This window comes from Streptomyces sp. NPDC087901, from assembly GCF_044742205.1.
In the GTDB taxonomy this organism is placed as follows: Bacteria; Actinomycetota; Actinomycetes; order Streptomycetales; family Streptomycetaceae; genus Streptomyces.
Genome location: NZ_JBIUUC010000001.1, coordinates 86014 through 107059, shown reverse-complemented (window position 1 = coordinate 107059; position 21046 = coordinate 86014). Strand labels below are relative to the sequence as shown.

General features: G+C 71.5%; 17 protein-coding genes and 1 tRNA gene. 4 read left to right on the top strand and 14 right to left on the bottom strand.

All coding sequences use genetic code 11. From position 1 onward, the window contains the following. The first annotated feature begins 52 nt into the window (after positions 1–52). Both ACIOEW_RS00430 and ACIOEW_RS00425 read left to right on the top strand, forming a co-directional pair. Positions 53–661 (top strand): winged helix-turn-helix domain-containing protein, encoded by a 609-nt coding sequence (locus ACIOEW_RS00430; protein ID WP_362543403.1) that lies wholly within the window; start codon positions 53–55, stop codon positions 659–661. A 29-nt stretch (positions 662–690) separates the two neighbouring features. After that, positions 691–894 carry a hypothetical protein gene (locus ACIOEW_RS00425; protein ID WP_362543406.1) on the top strand — a complete coding sequence of 68 codons (204 nt, stop codon included), beginning with the start codon at positions 691–693 and terminating at the stop codon, positions 892–894. Positions 895–935: 41 nt separating this feature from the next. On the opposite strand, the gene ACIOEW_RS00420 is transcribed toward ACIOEW_RS00425, so the two are convergent. From ACIOEW_RS00420 to ACIOEW_RS00405, 4 genes are all read right to left on the bottom strand, one after another. Next, entirely contained in the window at positions 936–1724 is a 789-nt protein-coding gene (locus tag ACIOEW_RS00420) for a S16 family serine protease (RefSeq protein WP_401960076.1), read from the bottom strand. A 519-nt stretch (positions 1725–2243) separates the two neighbouring features. Then, positions 2244–2885: a helix-turn-helix domain-containing protein gene (locus tag ACIOEW_RS00415; protein WP_362543411.1), complete on the bottom strand. Its 642-nt coding sequence runs from the start codon at positions 2883–2885 to the stop codon at positions 2244–2246. A 336-nt stretch (positions 2886–3221) separates the two neighbouring features. Further along, complete coding sequence (locus tag ACIOEW_RS00410) at positions 3222–5234, bottom strand: hypothetical protein (RefSeq protein ID WP_401960074.1); 2013 nt, start codon at positions 5232–5234, stop codon at positions 3222–3224. Positions 5235–5394: 160 nt separating this feature from the next. Further along, positions 5395–7014: a hypothetical protein gene (locus ACIOEW_RS00405; protein ID WP_401960071.1), complete on the bottom strand. Its 1620-nt coding sequence runs from the start codon at positions 7012–7014 to the stop codon at positions 5395–5397. A 292-nt stretch (positions 7015–7306) separates the two neighbouring features. On the opposite strand from ACIOEW_RS00405, the gene ACIOEW_RS00400 reads away from it, so the two are divergent. Continuing rightward, positions 7307–7858 carry a hypothetical protein gene (locus tag ACIOEW_RS00400; RefSeq protein WP_401960069.1) on the top strand — a complete coding sequence of 184 codons (552 nt, stop codon included), beginning with the start codon at positions 7307–7309 and terminating at the stop codon, positions 7856–7858. 77 nt (positions 7859–7935) lie between these two features. Here ACIOEW_RS00400 and ACIOEW_RS00395 read toward each other — a convergent pair whose 3' ends face one another. The 4 genes from ACIOEW_RS00395 to ACIOEW_RS00380 form a co-directional block, all read right to left on the bottom strand. Continuing rightward, positions 7936–9717 (bottom strand): DEAD/DEAH box helicase, encoded by a 1782-nt coding sequence (locus ACIOEW_RS00395; RefSeq protein ID WP_362543423.1) that lies wholly within the window; start codon positions 9715–9717, stop codon positions 7936–7938. Between the two features lie 166 nt (positions 9718–9883). Then, on the bottom strand, positions 9884–10252 hold the full coding sequence (locus ACIOEW_RS00390) for a type II toxin-antitoxin system death-on-curing family toxin (protein WP_362543425.1): 369 nt from the start codon (positions 10250–10252) through the stop codon (positions 9884–9886). Next, complete coding sequence (locus ACIOEW_RS00385; protein WP_124723270.1) at positions 10252–10449, bottom strand: Arc family DNA-binding protein; 198 nt, start codon at positions 10447–10449, stop codon at positions 10252–10254. The genes ACIOEW_RS00390 and ACIOEW_RS00385 overlap by 1 nt, the downstream gene beginning before the upstream one ends. Positions 10450–10481: 32 nt before the next feature. Further along, positions 10482–11963 carry an MFS transporter gene (locus tag ACIOEW_RS00380; protein WP_401960064.1) on the bottom strand — a complete coding sequence of 494 codons (1482 nt, stop codon included), beginning with the start codon at positions 11961–11963 and terminating at the stop codon, positions 10482–10484. Between the two features lie 184 nt (positions 11964–12147). Between ACIOEW_RS00380 and ACIOEW_RS00375 the strand changes: the two genes are divergently transcribed. Continuing rightward, positions 12148–12222 (top strand) — tRNA-Cys (locus ACIOEW_RS00375). A gap of 238 nt (positions 12223–12460) precedes the next feature. Here ACIOEW_RS00375 and ACIOEW_RS00370 read toward each other — a convergent pair. The 6 genes from ACIOEW_RS00370 to ACIOEW_RS00345 all read right to left on the bottom strand — a co-directional run bounded on the left by ACIOEW_RS00370 (position 12461) and on the right by ACIOEW_RS00345 (position 21044). Further along, the gene (locus ACIOEW_RS00370) at positions 12461–14806 is read right to left on the bottom strand and encodes a xanthine dehydrogenase family protein molybdopterin-binding subunit (RefSeq protein WP_401960061.1); all 2346 of its coding nucleotides are present in this window, start codon (positions 14804–14806) and stop codon (positions 12461–12463) included. Further along, entirely contained in the window at positions 14803–16365 is a 1563-nt protein-coding gene (locus ACIOEW_RS00365) for a 2Fe-2S iron-sulfur cluster-binding protein (RefSeq protein ID WP_401960059.1), read from the bottom strand. The genes ACIOEW_RS00370 and ACIOEW_RS00365 overlap by 4 nt, the downstream gene beginning before the upstream one ends. After that, on the bottom strand, positions 16362–17258 hold the full coding sequence (locus tag ACIOEW_RS00360) for an FAD binding domain-containing protein (RefSeq protein WP_399308996.1): 897 nt from the start codon (positions 17256–17258) through the stop codon (positions 16362–16364). Before ACIOEW_RS00360 ends, ACIOEW_RS00365 begins: the two co-directional genes overlap by 4 nt. Positions 17259–17582: 324 nt before the next feature. Beyond that, positions 17583–19217, bottom strand: a complete 1635-nt coding sequence (locus ACIOEW_RS00355; RefSeq protein ID WP_401960056.1) for a beta-N-acetylhexosaminidase — start codon at positions 19215–19217, stop codon at positions 17583–17585. A 4-nt stretch (positions 19218–19221) separates the two neighbouring features. After that, entirely contained in the window at positions 19222–20070 is an 849-nt protein-coding gene (locus tag ACIOEW_RS00350; RefSeq protein WP_401960055.1) for a carbohydrate ABC transporter permease, read from the bottom strand. Next, on the bottom strand, positions 20067–21044 hold the full coding sequence (locus ACIOEW_RS00345; protein ID WP_362543445.1) for a sugar ABC transporter permease: 978 nt from the start codon (positions 21042–21044) through the stop codon (positions 20067–20069). Before ACIOEW_RS00345 ends, ACIOEW_RS00350 begins: the two co-directional genes overlap by 4 nt. Positions 21045–21046 lie beyond the last annotated feature (2 nt).

Here is a 21046-nt window from a genome sequence, read left to right as displayed (position 1 = left end):
GATGTTGCAAAGACATGTTGCAAAGCTGTCTTTGTAACTCTATGGTTGGGGCATGCCAACGACAGACGGCGACGACAACACCGCCACCGCACCGGACCCGAAGGTCCTCAGCATCGACGCCCGCTCCCTGCGGGGCCTCGCCCATCCGCTGCGTCTGCGGCTGCTCAGCTCGCTGCGCGAGTTCGGACCCGCGACCGCCTCGGGCCTCGCCGAGCGGCTGGGCGAGTCCAGCGGCGCCACCAGCTACCACCTGCGGCAACTGGCCTCGTACGGCTTCGTCGAGGACGACCCGGCGCTCGGCAAGGGACGCGAGCGCTGGTGGCGGGCCGTGCACGCCGGCGCCTCCTTCGACCCGGAGTTCCTGTACGACCCCGATCCCGAGGTGCGCGGCGCCATGGGCGTCGTACTCCACGAGGTCGCGACGATGCACGCACAGGAGCTGAGCACCTGGCTCGGCACGATGCACGAGTGGCCCCGGGAGTGGTACGAGGGCTCGGACCTCAGCGACTTCAAGGTGCGGCTCACTCCTGAGCTCTCCAGGGAACTCGCCGACAAGGTCCACGAACTGGTCAACAGCTACCGCGGACGCGTCCCCGAGGACACCGAGGGATCCGCCGTCGTCCGCACCCACCTGCACGTCTTCCCGCGCCCCACCGACTGACGCCTCACCGACTGAAGGGACCACCCGCCATGCATCCCGAGACGCACCTTCAGCTCCACCGCATCCGCTCCGCCGAACTCCGCGACCGGGCAGACACCTTCCGCCTCGCACAGCGCCCCGCCGCCCCGCGCAAGGACCTGCGCACGCGGCTCGGCTGGACCATGGTCGAACTGGGCCTGCGCGTCCTGCCGGACCGGACCGCCCTGTCGCCGCGCGCACCGCGCACCGCGTAGCCGTAGCGCTCCCGGCGGCCCTGCGGGCCGCCCGCCCGCGGTCAGCAGCTCGGGATCTTCCCCCCGTGGTCCAGCGCCCTCAGCGAAGACACCGCACCCTTCAGAGTCGTGACCGGAATCAGCCGAAGCCCCTTCGGCAGTTCGGACTTCGCCTCCTTGCACTCGGCCTTCGGTACGAGGAAGACGGTCGCCCCGTCCCGCCGGGCCGCCTGCGTCTTGAGCGAGACACCGCCGACCGCGCCGACCTCGCCGTCCGCCTGGATGGTGCCCGTGCCGGCGACGGTGCGGCCGCCGGTGAGATCACCGCCGGAGCCGTCGCCGTCGAGCTTGTCGACGATGCCGAGCGCGAAGAACAGGCCGGCGCTGGGGCCGCCCACGTCGGCGAGGTGGAGGGTCACGTCGACCGAGCCGGGCTTCTCGCCGAGGTAGTTCAGAGCGGCGTCGACCGCGGAGTCCTGCGACTTCACCATGTCGTCGAGGTTGTGCTTCTCGATCTCCTTCTCGGAGCCGCCGGACGGGTAGACGGAGTCGCGCGGCATGACCGCCCGGTCCGTACGGAACCAGCTGTCGATCACATCGCCGAACCCGACATCGGCGTCGGGCCCGGTGGCCACGATCGTCGTCATCCGCAGCTGGCCCTTGGTGGGCCGGGTCGGAGTGCCCTCGATGCTGATCACGGGAGTGCCGTGGTCGTCGCCGAGCACATTCGTCGTCGTACCAGGCTGCGCCAGCGTGAACGGCAGCGGCGCGAAGGCGGCGACGCCGAAGAGGGCGACGACCGGGAGGGCGCACAGGGCGAGGGTGCGGGGGCGCGAGCGACGTGTGAACACCCACCCAATCTAACGGTCCGCGAGCCTGTGGTCCGCGGCCCCACCACGGGTGCTCCGCGTGGTACGGGTTCGCCGTGCCCGGTGGGTGGGGGTGTGGCCCCTCCGAGGCGTCTCCTCAGAAATGGCGTGTGCACCCGGCAACGCCGCGGACCCGGGTCGTACGCCATTTCCTGCGGGGCCCCCTGCACGCCCCCACCCGACCTCACCCGCGTCTGCACACCGGCGACACAACGCCCGCAGACGCCAGACGGCCGGGTCCGGGGCCGCGCAGGGGAGTCCCCGCAGGACGACGAACAGATACCCGGCTCCGGCTGCGTACCCGCCGAACGTTCGTCGTCCGAGGAGACACCCCGGAGGGGCCCCGGACCCCCACCACCGGCACACCGCGCACCCCACGGGGCACCCGCACAAACAAGCCCGTCCGGCGATTGAGGACAAAGACCCGCGCCCCGGACAGGCGCAACGAACAAGGGACCCGAGCCCAAGGCCCCCCACTGCCGCCCGCCCAAGGGCTACGCGCTAGCGAAGCGCGTCCGCGACCTCGCGCGCGGCGTCCACCACTCGGGGCCCCACCCGCTCCGGGACGGCGTCCGCGAGCATCACCACACCGACGCTGCCCTCGACCCCTGTCACTCCCATCAGCGCGGCCGCGGCCCCGCTGGCCCCCGCTTCGAGCTCCCCGTGGGTGAGGGTGAAGGCCGTCTCACCCACCGGCTTCAGCCGTGCGGCAAGGATCGCCCGGCCTGCGGCGCCCCGGTCGAGGGGGTGACGGAAGCCGGCCCGGTAGGCCACGTGGTAGTCCGTCCAGGTCGGTTCGACGACCGCGACGGCAAGCGCGTCCGAGCCGTCGACCAGCGTGAGGTGGGCCGTGGCCCCGATGTCCTCGGCCAGGGAACGCAGCGCGGGCAGCGCGGCCTCCCGTACGAGCGGATGCACCTGGCGGCCCAGGCGCAGCACGCCCAGGCCGACTCTCGCCCGGCCGCCCAAGTCTCTTCGGATCAGGGTGTGTTGTTCCAGCGTGGCGAGCAGACGGTAGACCACGGTGCGGTTGACGCCGAGTTTGTTGGACAACTCGGTGACCGTCAGGCCGTGGTCGGTGTCGGCGAGCAGCTTGAGGACGCGCAGTCCTCGGTCGAGCGTCTGGGAGGTCTCCGCGGTCACGACGCCCTCTCCCTCTTTGGTGAGCGGCGGCGGCTGTTCCCACGGATTGTGCGTCACCGGTCCCAGCGGCGACGCACGGAGAGGCCGCCGGTCTGGCCAGGCACCGGCTGCGCTCCGCGGCGGCGTTGCCACGGGGCGTTCACATTTTTGGGACAGTAGCGAGCCAGTCCGCTCAGCGGAAGACCTCGTCCAGAATCCGGGCGCTCGTGAAACCGCGGTTGGGCCGGAAGAACATAAGTGCCGGTCAGCGGGGCGCCGGCCGATCGGCGCGCATCTACGCGCGTCCATGTCGGCCGACTCCCTCGCGACGCTCCGTACACCGGATGTGAACCGGCGTTAACTCACTGTGAACAATTTCTGGACAGTTTTTCCGTTCACGAGTACCTCGCAGGCCCTGATCGCCTTCGTCGCCGGGTCCCGGACGGTGAAGTTGAGCGCGAAGGTGCCGTCGAGTCCGATGACCCGGGTGACATAGGAATCGGCGGTCTGCTTGCCGTCAGCGGTGCGTCCGGTGACGGAGACCGTGGCGACGGGGGCGAAGCCCCGGCCGGTCACCTGGACGACCGTGCCGGGTGGCCCTTCGGGCGGCGAGAGCGCGAAGGAGGCCCCGGCGGGGACGGTGCCGTCCTGGACGGTGAAGGCGGCCGTCTCGGTGCGCGGGTTGACGAGGACCTCGCGAACCCTCAGGGCAACGGTGTCGGCCGCGTTGACGGTGAAGGTCTGCGAGAACGCCCCGTCGAGGCCTACCACCTTGGTGCGCACCGGGTCGGAGGTCTGCGAGCCGTTCGCCCGCAGCCCGACGATCGACACGGTCGCCACCTTCGCGAAGCCCTGCCCGAGAACGGTGACCGCGGTGCCCTTGGGTCCGGCGGCCGGGGTGAGGACGACGAAGGTCGGGGCGACGGTCAGCTGGGTGAGGGCCTGCGCGCTGCCGGCGGTCACCTGGAGGGCGTAGACGCCGCGGGCGGTGGATCCGGCGGCGGTGACCGTACCGGTGAGCGTGCCGTCGGCTGCGATCCGCAGGGTGGAGCCGCTGATCCCGGCCGCGGCGCAGCCGCTGCCGTCGGCCGCGCACAGGGCGGCGGCGGGGGTGACGCCCGAGGGCCAGCCGTCACCGGACACACTGATCGTGCCGCCCGGCTTGACCTTGGCCACGCCCGCGGAGAGCGTCGCGGTGGCCTCGGTCACGGTGAACGGCGTGGTCAGTACGGTGGCCGGATCGTTGCCCTCGTCGACCTGGATCGAGGCGATCGCCGGGTCCGAGACGGTGAAGTCCACGGCGAACGTGCCGTCGGGGCGGCTCTTCACGTAGACGGCCGTGTCGTCGAGCGTCGATCCGGCCGCGTCGAGGCCGACGGTGTTGATCCACCGGTCCTGGTAGTAGTCGCTGCCGCTGACGGTGATGACACTGCCCACCGGTCCGCTGCCGCGGGACAGGGCGATCGCGCGGGGCCCGTCGGGGACGAAGGCCTTGACGGTCAGGGGTGCGGTCGCCTCCTTCGTACCGTCGCCGACCTTCACGAGGTACGAGCCGTCCGGCACCGCGCCGGCCGCGGCGAGCACGGCGCTGCCGGTCAGCTGTCCGGAGCCGTTGACGGCGAGGGAGCTCTCGGCGAACTTCCCGGCGTCGCAGCCGCCGCCGTCCGTCGCGCAGAGCGACGGTACGGGGGTGCCACCCACGGTCCAGCGGCTGCCCGACAGGGCGACGGAGGTGGACGGCCGGGCCGGCGCGATGGGGGCGATGAGGGTGGCCGGCTGGCCGGCGCTGCCCTCCGCGGTCACGGTGCCGATGGAGCCGCCGCCCGCGGTGACCTCACAGGTCGTCGTGTAGGTGGAGCCGAGGACCTTCGTGCGGGTGACGTTTCGCAGCGGGGTGAAGGTGATCGGGCCGCTCGCGTTGGCGGGGATGAGGAAGTCCCCCTCGTACGGCGGGATCTCGATCGGCTGGCCGGACGGGACGTCGAGGGAGACCTCGGGCCCGGTGACGGTGACCGTGCCGGTGGCGCCGCCCGACATGGCGAGGTCGACGCTCGGGGTGGTGGGCACGTCGTTGAGGCTGAGCCCGCTGGTGGCGGGGGACGGGCCGAGCGACACCTTCGCGTGGACCTTGCCACCCGGGTCGACGACATCGGGCGTCAGCTCGATGCTGAACTCCTGGGGCCCGGTCGCCTCGCCCTGACCGGCGGGCAGGGTGCAGTGGACGGTCGGGGTGATGGTGCCGGCGTGGGCGAGGGGGGCGAGCGCGACGGTTCCCCCGGTCCACGCGAGTACGGCTCCGGCGCCGAGGGCGACGGCGCGGCGCCATGCCGGGCGGCCCTGTTTTCCGGTGAGTCTGCGATGCGCGAACATGCGGCTCCTCCAAAGGAAACGGAATGCGACTGATCCGAATGCGGAATGGACGACGCCCGCCTGTTCCATTGCTGTACGGAACAGACGGGCGTCCTCGGTGCTTTCCCTGATGGCCCCTGTGGCCTTGATGACCCCTGTGGCCTTGATGGCCTTTAGGAACTCACAGCAGGGTCAGGGTCAGGGTGGCGCTGTAATCTCCGGGCCGGGTGAATTCGGGAACCGTGAGGGCGAGACCCGCCTCGGCGTCGAACTTCCCGCCGGTGAACGGACGTGATCCGTCCGGATTCATCCGGCAGAGGCTCGCCGCCTCGCTCCCGAGCACGGTGGGCGATCCGGCCACCGGCGTCCCCACGCTCCCGTCCTGTGCCGCGCAGGCCGGCGCCCACCGCACCGCACCGGCCGGGATGGTGCTCCCGTCGGCGCTCGTGAAGCCGGTGAGGGTGGCGGTCAGGGACCAGCCGCTGTTGACGCCGCGGGCATCCTGCACCTCCACCCGGTTCAGGTGGGCCCTCTGCACACCGCTGTCCGCGCCCAGGACCGTCGTACCGAAGTCGACGGTGTCACCGTCCTGGGTCATGGAGAGCGTTCCCGCCCTGACCTGGGTGCTCACCTGCTGCTCGGCCGTGCTGCCGCCCCCGCCGCCACCGGTGGTGACGGTGAACGGGGCGGTGCGTACGGTCGCCGGGTCGTTGCCCTCGTCGGCCTGGACGGCGGCGACGGCGTCGGAGATGACGGTGAACTCGACGGCGAAGGTGCCGTCCGCGCCGCTCTTCACATAGACCGCGCTGTCGTCGAGCGTGGTACCCGAGGCGTCGAGGCCGATGACGTTGATCCAGCGGTCCGGGTTGTAGTTCCGGCCACTGACGGTGATCACGCTGCCGACCGGGCCGCTGTCGGACGACAGCTCTATCTCCCGGTTGCCGGCTGCGACGGCTTCGACGGTGAGGGGGGCGGTGGCCTCCTTGGTGCCGTCGTTGACCTTCACCACGTAGCGGCCGTCGGGCACCGCTCCGGCCTCGCCGAGGGTCGCGGTGCCGGTGAGTGTGCCGTACGAGTCGATCCTCAGGGTGTGCGAGGTGAACTTCAGCGGATCGCAGCCTCCACCGCCCTCCGCACACAGCGACGGCACGGGGGCGGCGTCCGGGGTCCACCCCGAACCGCCCAGCTTCACCGCGGTGTTCGGACGCGCGGGGTCGGCGGGAGCGGTCAGCGTGGCGGGCTCGGCCGCGGAGCCCTCCGCGGTGACGGTGCCGATGGAACCGCCGCCGTCGACGATGTCGCAGGGGGTCTCGAAGACCGATCCGAACACCTTGGTCTGCGTCAGTGTGCGGATCGGAGCGAACGAGATCTCGCCCGAGGCGTCAGCCGGAACCAGGAAGTCGCCTTCGTACGTGGGGATCTCGATGTTCGTCCCGACCGGCACGTCCATCGAGAACTCGGCGCCGCGCACGGTGACGGTGCCGGTGGCCCCGCCGGACATCGCGAGGTCGAGACTGGGGATGGTCGGTACGTCCTCCAGGGCGATGGCACTGGTGGCCGGGGACGGGCCCAGCGTCACCGTCGCGTGCACCTTTCCGCCCGGTTCGACGACGGCCGGCGACAGATCGACGGTCATCTCCTGCGGTCCGGTCGCCTCTCCCTGACCCGCGGGCAGGACGCAGTGGACGGTCGGGGTCACCGTCCCGGCCGCGGCCGCCGTACCGGCGGACGGGGACGGTGCGGCCGTCGCCCCGACGCAGCCCAGTGACAGTACGAAGCAGGCCGCGAGCAGACCGGTCACACCGGGTCTTCGTCGTCGGATCACCTGACACCCTTTCATGGACCATTGATTGCGCACATTGAGGAGGTCACGTGCAGAGAAGTCAAGAGAGAGCTGATTGATCCTTTTCTGAAATGCCCTAAACGGATTTTGGCAGACGTTTTTCGCATACCTGTTGACTTCTTCGAAGATCACCGTTTCACTGCACCCGACATGCCGGGCCCGGCACGCAGATCCGCACGTACAGCGAATGCACCGAGTGCAGCGAGACGGCGGATCCGCGAAATTCAAACCGGAAGGAGTTCCACCCGTCATGTCGATCTCTTCAACCCGCGCGTCCGGCCGAAGACGCCTACCGCTGATCCTGGCGGCGGCGTGTTCGACAGCCGGACTGCTCGCCCTCTACGCCCCGACGGCCTCCGCGGTGACCCCGCTCGTCGCGACGGCCACCTTCGACTGCGGCTCCTGGGGCAGTGGCTCCGCGACCCTGACCGCCGCCGACAACGGCACGACCAAGTCCATCAAGCTCACTTCCTCGGCGATCACGATGCCGGCCGGCTCAAGTGCCGATCCGAACAGCATCACGACGACGCTCAAGGTCTCCAAGACCGTGGGCGGCGTCACCAGCCAGATCCAGTTCTCCGCCAAGGCCAACCCGGGAATGACCTACCCCAATCCGATCACCCTGGGGCCGCTGAAGCTCAGCTCCGGCACACTGGCGGCCAGCAACAGCACCAACTCCGTGGTGCTTTCCGCTCCCGCGACCGCCACCAACTGGTCACTGCAGATCGTGACCTCGTCCCCGACGTCCGCCACCGTGCCGTGTGTGGCGACGTCCGTCCAGTCCGCGCCGTTCGTCTGGTAGCGGCCCGCGCATGACGCCGGCCCGGGGCGAGGACAGCTGTCCCCGCTCCGGGCCGGTGCGTGCGCGCCGATGCCGGCTCACGTCATGCGGGTGGCCCACTCCTGGACCTTCTTGATCCGCTGCTCGATCTGCCCGGCCGTGGCCTCCGCGCTCGGCGGCCCGCCGCACACCCGGCGCAGCTCGGTGTGGATGACTCCGTGCGGCTTGCCGCTCTGATGCGTGTAGGCCGACACCATGGTGTTCAGCTGCTTGCGCAGCCCCAGCAGCTGCTTGTGCGTGACCACCGGCCGGTCCTCGGCCGGTTTCTCCAGCAGGTCCGCCTCCGAGGCCGGCCTCTGCCGGCTGTGCGCGATCTGCCGGGTCTGCCGCTTCTGGAGCAGCAGTTGCACCTGGTCGGGTTCGAGCAGCCCGGGGATGCCGAGGTAGTCCTGCTCCTCCTCGCTGCCCGGGTGTGCCTGCATGCCGAACTCGGCACCGTCGTACAGCACCCGGTCGAAGACCGCGTCGGACTCCAGCGCCTCGAACGGCAGCTGCTCCTCGGTCTCCTCGTCCTCCAGCTTCTCGGCGTCGGCGAGGAGCTTGTCCTCCTCGGCGAACGGGTTCTCCTCGTCGCTGCCCTTCTTGGGCTTGTCGAGGACGTGGTCCCGTTCGACCTCCATCTCGTTGGCGAAGTCGAGGAGCATCGGGATCGTCGGCACGAAGACGGAGGCGGTCTCGCCGCGTCTGCGGGAGCGCACGAAGCGGCCGACGGCCTGGGCGAAGAAGAGGGGCGTCGAGATGGTGGTGGCGTACACGCCGACGGCCAGGCGCGGCACGTCGACGCCCTCCGACACCATGCGGACGGCGACCATCCAGCGCGATCCGTCCTCGGTGAACGTGTCGATCTTCTTCGACGCGGCCTTCTCGTCGGAGAGGACGACGGTGGGCTTCTCGCCAGTCACCTTCTTGAGGATCTTGGCGTACTCGCGCGCCGACTCCTGGTCGGTGGCGATGACGAGCCCACCCGCGTCAGGGATGCCCTTGCGGACCTCGGTGAGCCGCTTGTCGGCGGCGCTGAGGACGTTGGGGATCCAGTCGCCGGTGGGCGCGAGCGCGGTGCGCCAGGCCTGCCCGATGGCGTCCTTGGTCATCGGCTCGCCGAGCCGCGCGGCGATCTCGTCACCGGCCTTGGTGCGCCAGCGCATGTTGCCGCTGTAGCTGAGGAAGATGACGGGGCGGACGACGCCGTCGGCGAGCGCGTTGCCGTAGCCGTAGGTGTAGTCGGCCGAGGACCGCCGGATCCCGTCGTTCCCCTCCTCGTACGCGACGAAGGGGATCGGGTTGGTGTCCGAGCGGAACGGCGTGCCGGTGAGGGCGAGCCGACGGGTCGCCGGGTCGAACGCCTCCTGGCAGGCCTCGCCCCAGGACTTCGAGTCGCCGGCGTGGTGGATCTCGTCGAGGATCACCAGGGTCTTGCGCTGCTCGCACCGGTTGCGGTGCAGCATCGGGCGGACGCCGACGCCCGCGTACGTGACCGCGACCCCGTGGTACTCCTTGCTCACGGGGCCCGCGCTGTACTCGGGGTCGAGCTTGATCCCTATCCGGGCGGCCGCCTCCGCCCACTGCTTCTTCAGGTGCTCGGTGGGAGCGACGACGGTGATCTGCTGCACGACGTGATGGTGAAGCAGCCATGAGGCGAGGGTCAGCGCGAAGGTGGTCTTCCCGGCGCCGGGGGTCGCGACCGCGAGGAAGTCGCGCGGCTGCTCCTGGATGTACCTCTCGAGGGCGCCCTGCTGCCAGGCTCGCAGCTTTCCGGCCGTGCCCCAGGGGGCGCGGCCGGGAAAGGCGGGTGAGAGGTGGTGGGAGGCGGTAGTAGTCACGGTCTCCGGTTCGGGTCTCTCGGGTGCGTGTGGTGCTGTCCGCACGGACCGGGACGGGCCCGTACGCGATACGACAACCGGGCCACCCTACCGGGGGGCGGGGTGGAACCCCGTACGAACCAGCCGTGGTTCGGCACCTCTGAGACCCTCTTCACAGGGGGACTCCCTACTTGGCAAACCTGGGCAGCTGCTCCGCGATCTTGGGCATGTCCAGCACTCCCTGACAGACGTCCAGCACGAACTGCTCGGCCTCGTCCACATCGAAGCCCGCGTTCAGCGGATGACCGTTCATATGCAGGAAAACCCAGGTCGCGTACCAGGCGATGCGCTTGTTTCCGTCGACCAGCGCGTGGTTGCGCGCCAGTGACTCCATCAGTGCGGCAGCCTTCTGCCAGACGTCCGGGTAGGCGTCCTGGCCGAACACGCTCGACTGCGGGCGGGCCAGTGCCGAGTCGAGCAGCCCGTAGTCACGTACCTCTGCCGTACTGAGGCGCTCCGCCAGGTTGAGCAGCTCGGGCATGGTCAGGTACTGCATCAGGCGAGCCTCCGGTTGAGCTCCTCACTCGCCTTCAACACGTGCTCCGCCGCCTCGTTGAAAAGGCGTGAGTGTTCGTTTATGGCGGTGATCACCGCATCGTGGGCGAAGGACTGCATGCTCCGCCCCTCCGCCTCGGCACGCGCACGCAAAGCGTCCAGCTCTTCTTCGGTGAACCGCAGATTCAAACCAGCCATGAACCGATGGTACTACGCGGTACTACGCAGTACTACGCGTTCACCCGCACCCGCGTAGCCACCCACGCCCCCACCAGCGCCACCCCCGCCATCGGCAGGAACACCACCGCGAACGCCCCCGGGTGCGAGCCGGAGCCGCCCGCCTCCACCGCCTCGTGCACGGCTCCCACCGCTCCCCCGCCGAGTGCCGCGAACGCCGCGCCGCCCGCCGCGAGCAGCAGGACGTTCGAGAGACCGTCGGAGATCTGCAGGGCCGCGGAGTTCGCCCCCGCCTCCTCGGGCGCGGACAGCTTGAGCAGCAGCACACTGGTCGAGGCGATCACCATGCCCATGCCGAAGCAGCCGAAGGCCCAGGCCACGGCGACCGTCCAGACCGGCACCCCGTCGATCAGCACGGCGGGCGCGGCCGCGATCGCCGCGGCGACCAGCACCATGCCGCCCACCATCAGCCGCTCGCGGTGCGGTTCCGCGCGCGGCCGGGACTGTACGTACGAGCCCAGCGCCCACGTCCCGCCGCCGGCGGCGAGCGAGAGTCCGGCCATCGTCGGGGACATCCCGCGCTGGGTGACCAGCATCAGCGGGACGAACGACTCGGCGGCGATGAACGATCCGGCCGCCACCCCGCGCAGCAGCACCACTGCGGGCAGCCCGCGTGCCGCGCGGCCGGTGCCCGGGGGCAGCAGGCCGCGGACGGCAGGGACGAGCAGGGCGACGCCGGCGGCGGCCGGCAGCAGCGAGAACCAGTTCCGCTCCTGCCCGGCGTACTGGAGCAGACCGGCGCCCAGCGAGATGCCCAGCGCGAGCGCGATGCGCCGGCGGTCGTACGGCTCGACGGGCGCCGCCGGGTCCGCGGGCCCGGACGCCATCCGCCGGATCGCAGGCAGCGCGAGCACCAGCGGGAAGACGACCAGCACGGGGATGCCGACGAAGACCCAGCGCCACCCCAGGTGCTCGGTCACACTCCCGGCGGCCAGTGGCCCCACGACGGACGGGATCACCCAGCTCGCGGCGAACGCGGCCAGGATCGCCGGCCGCAGACGCTCCGGGTAGGCCCGGCTGATCACCACGTACAGCGCGACGATCACCAGCCCGCCGCCGAGCCCCTGCACCGCCCGGCCCCCGATGAACATCCACATGCCGCCGGCGGTCCCGGACAGCAGCAGCCCCGCACCGAAGGCACTGATCCCGGCGGCGAGCGGCGCGAGCGGGCCGCGCCGGTCGGCCCACTGGCCGGACAGCACCATGGCGAAGAGGCTCGTGGTGAAGTACGCGGAGAACGCGAAGGCGTACAGCGGGATGCCGTGCAGCTCACGGGCGGCGACCGGCATCGCGGTCCCCACGGCGGTCGCCTCGAAAGCGATCAGGAACACGACGGAGACGATGCCGATGCTGAGCGCCCGGTAGGTCCGTCCGAGGACACCGTCGGGCGCTGCGGCCACCGCTGCCCCGAGGGCTTCGACGGTGTCTTCGGTGCGGGGCGAGACATCGGCGTCGCGCGGTTCCAGGGCGGTCATGAGCCCAAGGGTAAGGGGCATAATCCGTCATGAACCCTGTCTCGGGTCGCCCCCGTTCTCGTCCCTTGGTCGTAAGACCGCTCCGGGGAAACGTGAACGCCGTATGGCAGTCGCATTGCACGGCGGCCCGCACTCTTGAACGGCCGGCCGCCCCGGGCCTACGGTCGAGCACAGAACAACGCACGACCGTGTGCCCGAGAGGTTCAGGGGCTCGACTGCAACTCGAGTTACACCGGTTCGAATCCGGTCACGGTCTCCACACACCACCGCCCGCCCCTCACACAGAGGGGCGGGCGGTGGCATGTACGAGCCGCAGGATGCCAGGAGGCGACCGGCGCCGCCCCATCCCAGGAATGTATGACATTTTGGACACCCGAACGGTCCCGCGGGTCGCCCACGAGGTTTCCGGTCCTGATCGCTGAGTACGCTGCCGGCCGGGGACAGCCCGGCATTCTCCGGGCTGCGGGGCAACCCGGAGAACAGCGGCTGTGCGACGTTCAGGACTTGGCGGTGGCCACGGCCGCCTGGGGCCTGATCGGGAGGCGGTTGACCGGGCGCCCGGTGGCCGAGCGGACTGCCGCGGCCACGGCGGCCGGTGAGGTCACGACCGGGATCGCCGAGGCGGGCTTGGCGCCGAAGGGGGCCACCACATCGCGTTCCTCGACGAGCTTGACGATGCGGATGTCCGGTGCGTCCAGCGCCGTCGGCAGGGCGTAACCCGTGAGGTCGGGGTGGCGGATGAGACCGCGGGCGGTGCGGAGGTTCTCCGTCAGGGCGGTGCCGATGCCCTGCGTGATGCCCGCTTCGATCCGGGTCGCCAGCTGGGAGGGGTTCAGGACCCGGCCGACGTCCTGGGCGATCGCCATCTCCACGACACGGATCGAGCCGAGCTCGATGTCGACGTCCACCACCGCGCGGATCGCGCAGAACGCAAGGCCGACGAAGGCGTCGCCCTGACCCGACTCGTCGAGCGGCTCGGTGGGGTGGGGGCGGCACTGGGCGGTGGCCCAGAGCTCCTTGCCGTCCATCGCCTCCGCGACGGTCGTGGAGAGCACCCCGTCGTACGAGGTGATCTTGCCGTCGGCGATCTGGAGCAGCTCGGTGGACATGCCGAACTTGTGGGCCAGTGGCTGGAGCAGCTGGGTGCGGACCATCTTCGCCGCGCGTTCGACCGCTCCGGCGGAGACCCAGGTGTGGCGGCCGTGCGTCGCCGGACCCGCCGGAGGCTGGTCGGTGTCGACGGACGCGACGTGCACCTCTTCGATGCCCAGCGTCTCCTGCACGACCTGACGGGCCAGCGTCGAGAAGCCCTGCCCCGTCTCGACCGCGGCACAGATGACGGTGGCGACACCGTCGTGGACCCGGACCGTGGCCGTGGAGACCTCGTCGGCACCCTCGGCGCCGAGCATGTGGACCATGCCGAGCGCGTACCCGACCCCGCGCCGCACGGCGCCGGGTTCACCCGCACCCTCGGGGCCGCCGGGCAGCAGCCAGTCGTCCTCCGGGGTGTCCTTGGGCAGCGAGGGCAGCGGGAAGTCGCGTACCGCGCGCAGGAGTTCCGCGACCGGGGCGGGGCAGGTCACCGTCTGCCCGGTGGGCAGGATGTCGCCGGTGGACAGGGCGTTGCGCAGCCGCAGTTCGGCGGGTTCGATGCCGAGCTTGGCCGCCAGCTTGTCCATCTGTCCCTCGTACGCGGCACAGACCTGCATCGCGCCCTCGCCCCGGACATGGCCGGACGGCGGGTTGTTCGTACGGACCGCCCAGCCCTCGATGAAGGCGTGCGGGACGACGTACGGACCACAGGCAAAGGCGACGGCGGCGGCCAGGGACTCGGACGAGGAGTCGGCATACGCGCCCGCGTCCAGGAGGATCTGGGCCTCGACCTTGACCAGGCGGCCCTCGGCGTCCGCGTGGTGGCGGTAGCGGAGCAGCGTCGGGTGGCGGTGCGCGTGACCGAGGAAGGACTCCTCGCGGGTGGCGGCCAGCTTGACCGGGCAGCCGGTACGCAGCGCGAGCAGGCCGAGCGGGAGCTGGAAGCCGGGGTCCTCGCGGTCGCCGGTCGCGCCGGGCACGCCGGTGACGACGAGCTTCACCCGGTCCGGTTCGAGGCCGAAGCACGCGGCGGCGAGGTCCCGGTCGGTGTGCGGATCGGTGGACGCGGTGTAGATCTCCACGCCGCCGTCGGGGCGGGGCACGGCGAGTCCGGCCTCGGCGCCGATCGGGGCCGGGTCCTGACGGCCGATGCGGTACAGGCCCTCGACGACGACCTCGCCGACGATCTCGGGGTCGCCGTAGCGCAGCGGGATGTGGCGGATCAGGTTGCCGTCGGGGTGCAGCGGCTCGGCGGCGAACGCCTTCTCCGGGTCGGTGACCGGTTCCAGCACCTCGTACTCGACGGCGATCGCGGCAGCGGCCAGCCGGGCGGTGTCCGGGTGGTCGGCGGCGACCGCGGCGATCGGCTCGCCGTGGTGGCGGACCAGGTCGGACGCGAAGACGGGGCGGTCGACGACGAGGCGGCCGTAGTCGCTCTCGCCGGGGACGTCCTCGTGGGTGACGACCGCGCGGACGCCCGGCATCTCGGCGGCGGCCGAGGTGTCGATGGACAGGATGCGGGCATGCGGGTGCGGGGAGCGGAGCACGGCCGCCCAGAGCAGTCCCTCGGCCCACAGGTCGGCGGCGTACGGGAAGGTGCCCTCGGTCTTCGCGCGGGCGTCGGCGGGCGGCAGGGAGGCGCCGAGGCCGAGCAGCGGCTGCTCGGTGTCGGGGCCGCTCGGGCCGTCCAGTGACGGGATGCTGATCGCCGTGTGGGTCGCGCCCGCAGCGGTGGCCGCGTCGTTGCTCACGCCATCCCTCCGTCCTGCAGATGGGCCTGCACACTACCCGCGCCCGGCGCTGCCTGGTGCGGGATGCGGGCTTCGTCCGGCTCCGTGGTCTCCTGCGCGGGCCGCGAGGCCGCCTCGGAGGCGGCCTCGCGGCCCGCGACGACCTCGTTCACCGCGTCGAGCACACCGCGGTAACCGGAACAGCGGCAGAGGTTGCCGCAGAGCGCCTGACGGGTTTCCAGCTCGCTGGGGGCGTGGTTGCCCTCCAGCAGGTCGTGGATGGTCATCGCCATGCCCGGGATGCAGAAGCCGCACTGGACGGCACCGCAGTCCGCCAGGGCCCGCTGGACGTCGGACGGCTCGCCGTCGACGGCCAGGCCCTCGACCGTACGGACCTCGCTGCCCGCCGCCGTGGCCGCGGGGACCAGGCAGGAGGCGACGAGACGGCCGTCCACCTGGACGTTGCAGGCACCGCACTCGCCCTGCGAGCAGCCGTCCTTGGCGCCGGCGAGTCCGAGGCGCTCGCGCAGCACGTAGAGCAGCGACTCGCCGATCCAGGCATCGGTGACGGGCCGGTCGGCGCCGTTCACATGGAGCACGTAGGAGGCGGCGGGATGCTCGCTGGGCAGGTCGAGCGGGGCGGCGGGCACGGCGTCCGCGACGGCGTCGTCGGGGGCCGCGTCGGCCGGCGCCGCTTCGTCCGGGGCCGCGTTGTCCGGGGCCGCGTTGTCCGGGGCCGCCGCGTCGGGCTGCTCCGCGTCCTCGGGGGTGGCGTCCGGCGCGGCCTCGTCCGCCGGGGTCCGGTGCGCGGGGTCCTCGGATGTGCCCGGGGCGGCTTCCGCCTCGGGGCCGGCGACCGGGTCCGGGCCGGGCTCGTCCGCGGGGGCGTCGGCCGGCGCGTCGGAGGCGGGCTCCGGCAGGTGGCCCAGGTCCGTACCCAGCACCGGGGTGTCCCTGACGCCGGGCTGCGGCTCCTGCGTCGCCCACGGCGCGGGCGCGCCGCCCGGCAGCGTGGCCGGCGGGATGCGGTCCGCGTACAGGCCGGCCGCCAGCGCGGAGGCCGAGAACTCGCCGGACTCCTCCGGGAGCTCGCCGTCGGCGACCGGGATCGTCCACTGTCCGGTGTGGCCGGCCGGCTCGGCGGGGCCGCCGGACTCGGCGAAGTTCCACTGGCCGGTGGCGGCCGGGTCCACGGGGTACCGGTCCGGGTACTCCGGAGAGGCCTGCGGACCGGGCTGCGGGTATCCGTACGGTGTCTGCTGCTGGTTGGGGTCCGGCCAGTGCACCGCGGCGGGTGCGGACTCCGCACCGGGGCCCTGCGGGCCCGGCCGGCCGTGCTGGTCCTGATGGTCCGGCGTCGGGACGATCCAGCTGCCGGTGGCTGCCGGGTCGAGGCCGGCCGCGGGGGTCAGCGGAAGGATCATCGGCGGCACGTATCCCTGGCCGGGTGCGGCCAGCGGGATGTTCGCCAGGTCCTCCGGCGGCAGGTGCACGAAGGCGGTCGCCTCCGCGTCGTACTCGCCGCCCTGGGGGGTGGGCTCCCAGCCCCCGTGCTGATCGGTGTGGTCCTCGTTGCTCACGACAGTGCCCTCCCCAGCGCGCGTCGGGCCAGCGCGGCGACGGTGCGCCGCAGGTGCAGTACGGCGGGAGGCAGCGGTGGTGCCTCTCCCCCGTCGGCCGGTGGTGCCTGGTCCGGGATGCAGGCGGCGGCGACGTACTCGCCGAAGGCGGCCAGCGCGTCGGGGGCCAGGCCTCGTTCGCCGTCCCAGTCGATCAGTGAGGCGATCCAGCGCTCGGCCTCCAGCGGCCGCAGCGGCATCGGCGCGATGGCGCCGACCGCGCAGCGCACTCCCCGCCGGGCCGGGTCGAGCACGATCGCGACGGAGGCGGTGGCACGGCCGGGGCCGGTGCGTCCGGTCGCCTTGAGGAAGACCTGCGGGGCGTGCAGCAGCGGGACGCGGACGAAGCCGATCAGCTCGGCGGGCTCGAGCATCTCGCGGCCCGCCAGCAGGTGCGAGACGGGGATCTCGCGGCGCGCGCCGCCGGGGCCCGCGATGACGAGCTCGGCCTCCAGGGCGGCGAGCACGGGCAGGGCGTCGCCGGTCGGTGCGGCGGTGGCGATGTTGCCGCCGAGCGTTCCGGCGTTACGGATCTGGGGCGGGCCGGCCGCGCGCGCGGAGGCGGCGAGCGCGGGGATGAGGGCGGCGAAGTCGGGCCGCCCCATGCGTGCGTGGGTGAGACCGGCGCCCAGCAGGGCGTGGCCGTCCTGGTAGTGCCAGCCGCGGAGCTCACTGATCCGGCCGAGGCCGACCAGCCCGGAGGGGCGCAGGAGCCCCTTGTTGACAGCCGCCATCAGGTCCGTGCCGCCTGCCACGGGGACGGCGGCGGGCATGGCCCCGAGTGCCGCCACGGCCTCGTCCAGCGAGGCAGGCAGCGTGACGGACTGCGTCGCCTGCGGTGCGTGCGTGGTCAACCCAGCTGCCCCTTCCCGGTGTCCCGGCTGTCCCGCCTGTTCCGCCGTACGGTACGTGCTCAAGGCCCGGACGTGGCAACTCTGGCACATCTTCGGACCGGCCCGACGCGAGGGTCCACGAAGGGAGTATCCGTCCCCGACCAGGGGAATGATCCCGTTTCGCACCTCTTCGGTACAGAGTGCGAATTGCCGTGCTTACACGTGCTTGTACGACATATCCGTTCCGGTGGATGAGGGCTCCCCCGGGCAGACTCCCCGACCGAACGGGCACCGCCACCACGGTCCCTGGGACCGTGGTGGCGGCAACCGGGCAGCGTCCGGCACTCACACGTTCGGGGGTGTCCCCTCGATCGGGCGTCCGAGGACGCCGGGGCGCTGCTGCCACGGCAACGGGCCGCCCGGCGGCCGGTAGTCGACACCGAGGGCGTCAAGTCGCGCGTAATGCGTGGACATTCGCCGCTCGAAGTCCGCGAAGTCCCGGTCCGCGGGGGCGGGCAGGGCCGACCAGGCGACCTCGGCGAAGGCCGCGAGGCGGGGAAAGACCTGGTAGTCGACGCGGGACCGGTTCTGCATGACCTCGGTCCAGACGTTGGCCTGGGCGCCGAGGACGTGACGGGCCGCGTCCGGGGAGAGCGCCGGCGGTACGGGCTCGAAGCGGTACACGTCCTCCAGGGTGCGGACGTATCCGATGGGCATCGGCTCGTCGGGGCCGCCGTGCTGACGGTGGTCCAGATACACCTGCTGCTCCGGGCACATCACGACGTCGTGCCCGGCCTCGGCTGCCGCGATGCCGCCGGCGTACCCACGCCACGAGGAGACGGCCGCGCCCTCGGCCAGTCCGCCCTCCAGGATCTCGTCCCAGCCGATGAGCCGGCGGCCCCGTGCGGTGAGCCAGGTGTCGAAGTGGCGGATGAACCAGGACTGCAGCTCGTCCTCGTCGGCGAGGCCGAGTTCCTTGATGCGGGCCTGCGCGGCCGGTGACTGCTTCCACTGGTCCTTGGGGCATTCGTCGCCGCCGACGTGGATGAACGGCGAGGTGGCCGCGGGGAAGAGCTCCAGCAGCTCCTCGAAGACGCCCTCGAAGAAGCGCAGGGTGTGGTCGGAGGGGGCGAGCACGTTCGGGTTGACGCCCCAGTTGTCCCAGACGGTCAGTGCGGCGGTGTCGACGACGTCGGTGTTGCCCAGCTCCGGATAGGCGCTGATGGCGGCCTGCGAGTGGCCCGGGATGTCGATCTCGGGGACGACCCGGATGTGGCGCTCGGCGGCGTACGCCACGATCTCGCGGATGTCGTCCTGCGTGTAGTAGCCGCCGTGCGGCGTCTCGTCCCAGAGCTCGGACGCCCGATGGCCGTACTTCGTGCGCGAACGCCACGCGCCCACCTCGGTCAGGCGCGGGTAGCGCTTGATCTCGACGCGCCAGCCCTGGTCGTCGGTGAGGTGGAAGTGGAAGACGTTCAGCTTGTGTGCGGCGAGGAGGTCGAGGTAGCGCAGGACGTCGTCCTTCGGCAGGAAGTGCCGTGCCACGTCGAGCATCAGCCCGCGCCAGCCGAAGCGGGGGCGGTCCTCGATGTCCCTGAACGCGAGGGCGGTCTCGGTACGGCCGTCGACGGGTGCCCGGCGGAAGGCCTCCGGCCCCAGCAGCTGACGCAGCGTCTGGGCGCCCCAGAAGACGCCGGCGGGGCTGCCGCCCGTGATCACGACGCTCTCGTCGAGCTGGGTGGTCAGCCGGTAGCCCTCTGACGCCAGCGCCGGGTCGATGCGCAGCCGGATCGCTCGCGCGGTGTCCTCGCCGCCCGGTGCGAGCGGCAGACCGAAGGCCGCGCCGAGCGTGGCACGCAGCCACCGTTCGGTGCCCTCGGTGCCGGGTGCCGCCGCGATGGTGGTGGACGGATCCAGGAGGAATCCGCACCGCCGTTGGTCACCGACGCTCACGGGCGCCGGGATCAGTTCCATGTCCATGACGTCAGTCCTTAACCGCTCCGCCCAGTCCCGAGACCAGGCGTCGCTGTACGAGTACGAAGAAGACCAGCACGGGCACGGTCATCACCGTCGAGGCTGCCATGATCCCTCCCCAGTCGTTTTCGTCGGGTTTGAAGAAGACCAGCAGCGCCATCGGGAGCGTCGACTGGGAGGTGTCGCTGATGAGGAAGGACTTCGCGAACAGGAAGTCGTTCCAGGTCGAGATGAACGAGAAGACGCTGGTCGCCACCAGCCCCGGGAAGACCAGCGGGAAGAGGATCTGCCACAGGAACCGCGTACGGCTCGCCCCGTCGATGTACGCCGCCTCCTCCAGGGCGTCGGGGACGGCCTTGACGAAGCCGCGCAGCATCCAGATCGCGAACGGCAGCGAGAAGGCCAGGTGCGGCAGGATCAGCGAGCCGAGCGTGTTCAGCTGGCCGAAGTCCCGCATCAGGAAGAACAGCGGGATCGTCAGCGCCTCGACCGGCACCATCTGCGCGACCAGGAACATGATCAGCAGAGTGGTCCGGAAGCGGAACCTGAACCGGGTCACCGCCGTGGCCGCCAGGAAGGCGATCAGCGCGGAGAGCACGACGACCGTGCCGGCGACGAGCAGGCTGTTCAGGAAGTAGCGCCCGAAGTCCTGCTGCTGGAAGACCCGGCGGAAGGAGTCCAGGGACGGCGACAGCGTCCAGGGCCGCGGGTGCGCGGACTGGATCTCGCCCGCCGGCTTGAGGGCGGAGAGCACCATCCAGTACAGCGGGAAGGCGACCGCGGCGGCGATCAGCAGGGCCGCGGCCTCGGCGGCGAGCCGGCCCGGCCGGCGGACGCGCAACAGGGACGGCACGCTCACAGTTCCTCCCCCTGGCGCCGCACGAGGCGCAGATAGACCAGCGTGACGGCCAGCAGGATCACCAGCATCACGACGCCGATCGCCGAACCGAGGCTGTACTGCGAGGACGCGAACGCCTTCTGGTACGCGTACACGTTGAGCACCAGGTTCTGGCCTGCGATGCCTCCGCCGTTGGTCATGACGTAGATCTGGGTGAAGACCTTGAAGTCCCAGATGACCGACTGGATGGTGACGACGACCAGGATCGGCCGCAGCATCGGCGCCATGACCGACCGCCAGATCCGCCACTGCGAGGCCCCGTCCAGCGCGGCCGCCTCCAGCACCTCGGCCGGGATCGCCCGGATGCCCGCGTACACGGTCACCATCACGAACGGGAACGAGCACCACAGAACTTCGAGGAGCACCAGCGCGAAGGCGCTGTAGCGCCCGTACGTCCAGGAGTGGTCGCCGAGCCCCAGCACCCGGTTGACCGGCCCGAAGTCGGCGTCGAAGAGGAAGACCCAGACGGTCGAGCCGGTGATCGCCGGGGTGGCCCAGGCACCGAGCGCGGCCATCATCAGCGCGAGCCTGGGCACGGCCCGCACCCGGGTCAGCAGGACGGCCAGCGCGCAGCCGGTCAGCAGGGTGGCCAGGACGCAGGCCGCGGCGAAGACCACGGTGGCCAGGAGCACCTGCCAGAACTGGCTGTCGTGGAAGAGCGTCGCGTAGTTGCCGAAGCCCTGGAAGGTGGCCGGTTCGCCCCCGCTGACCTGGGCCTGGGTGTACTCCAGGAAGGAGATCAGGCCCAGTTGGTAGATCGGGTAGACCAGCAGCCCGCCGATCGTCACGAGTGCGGGCAGCAGATAGAGCCAGGGGGTCCAGCCCGGCCGCCCGGCGGGTGAGGCCGGGCGGGCGCGGCGCCGGAGCGGGCGGGGAGGGGGACCGTCCGTTCCGGGTACGGGGGGCGCTTTGTACGCCGTGCTGTTCGCCGTCATCG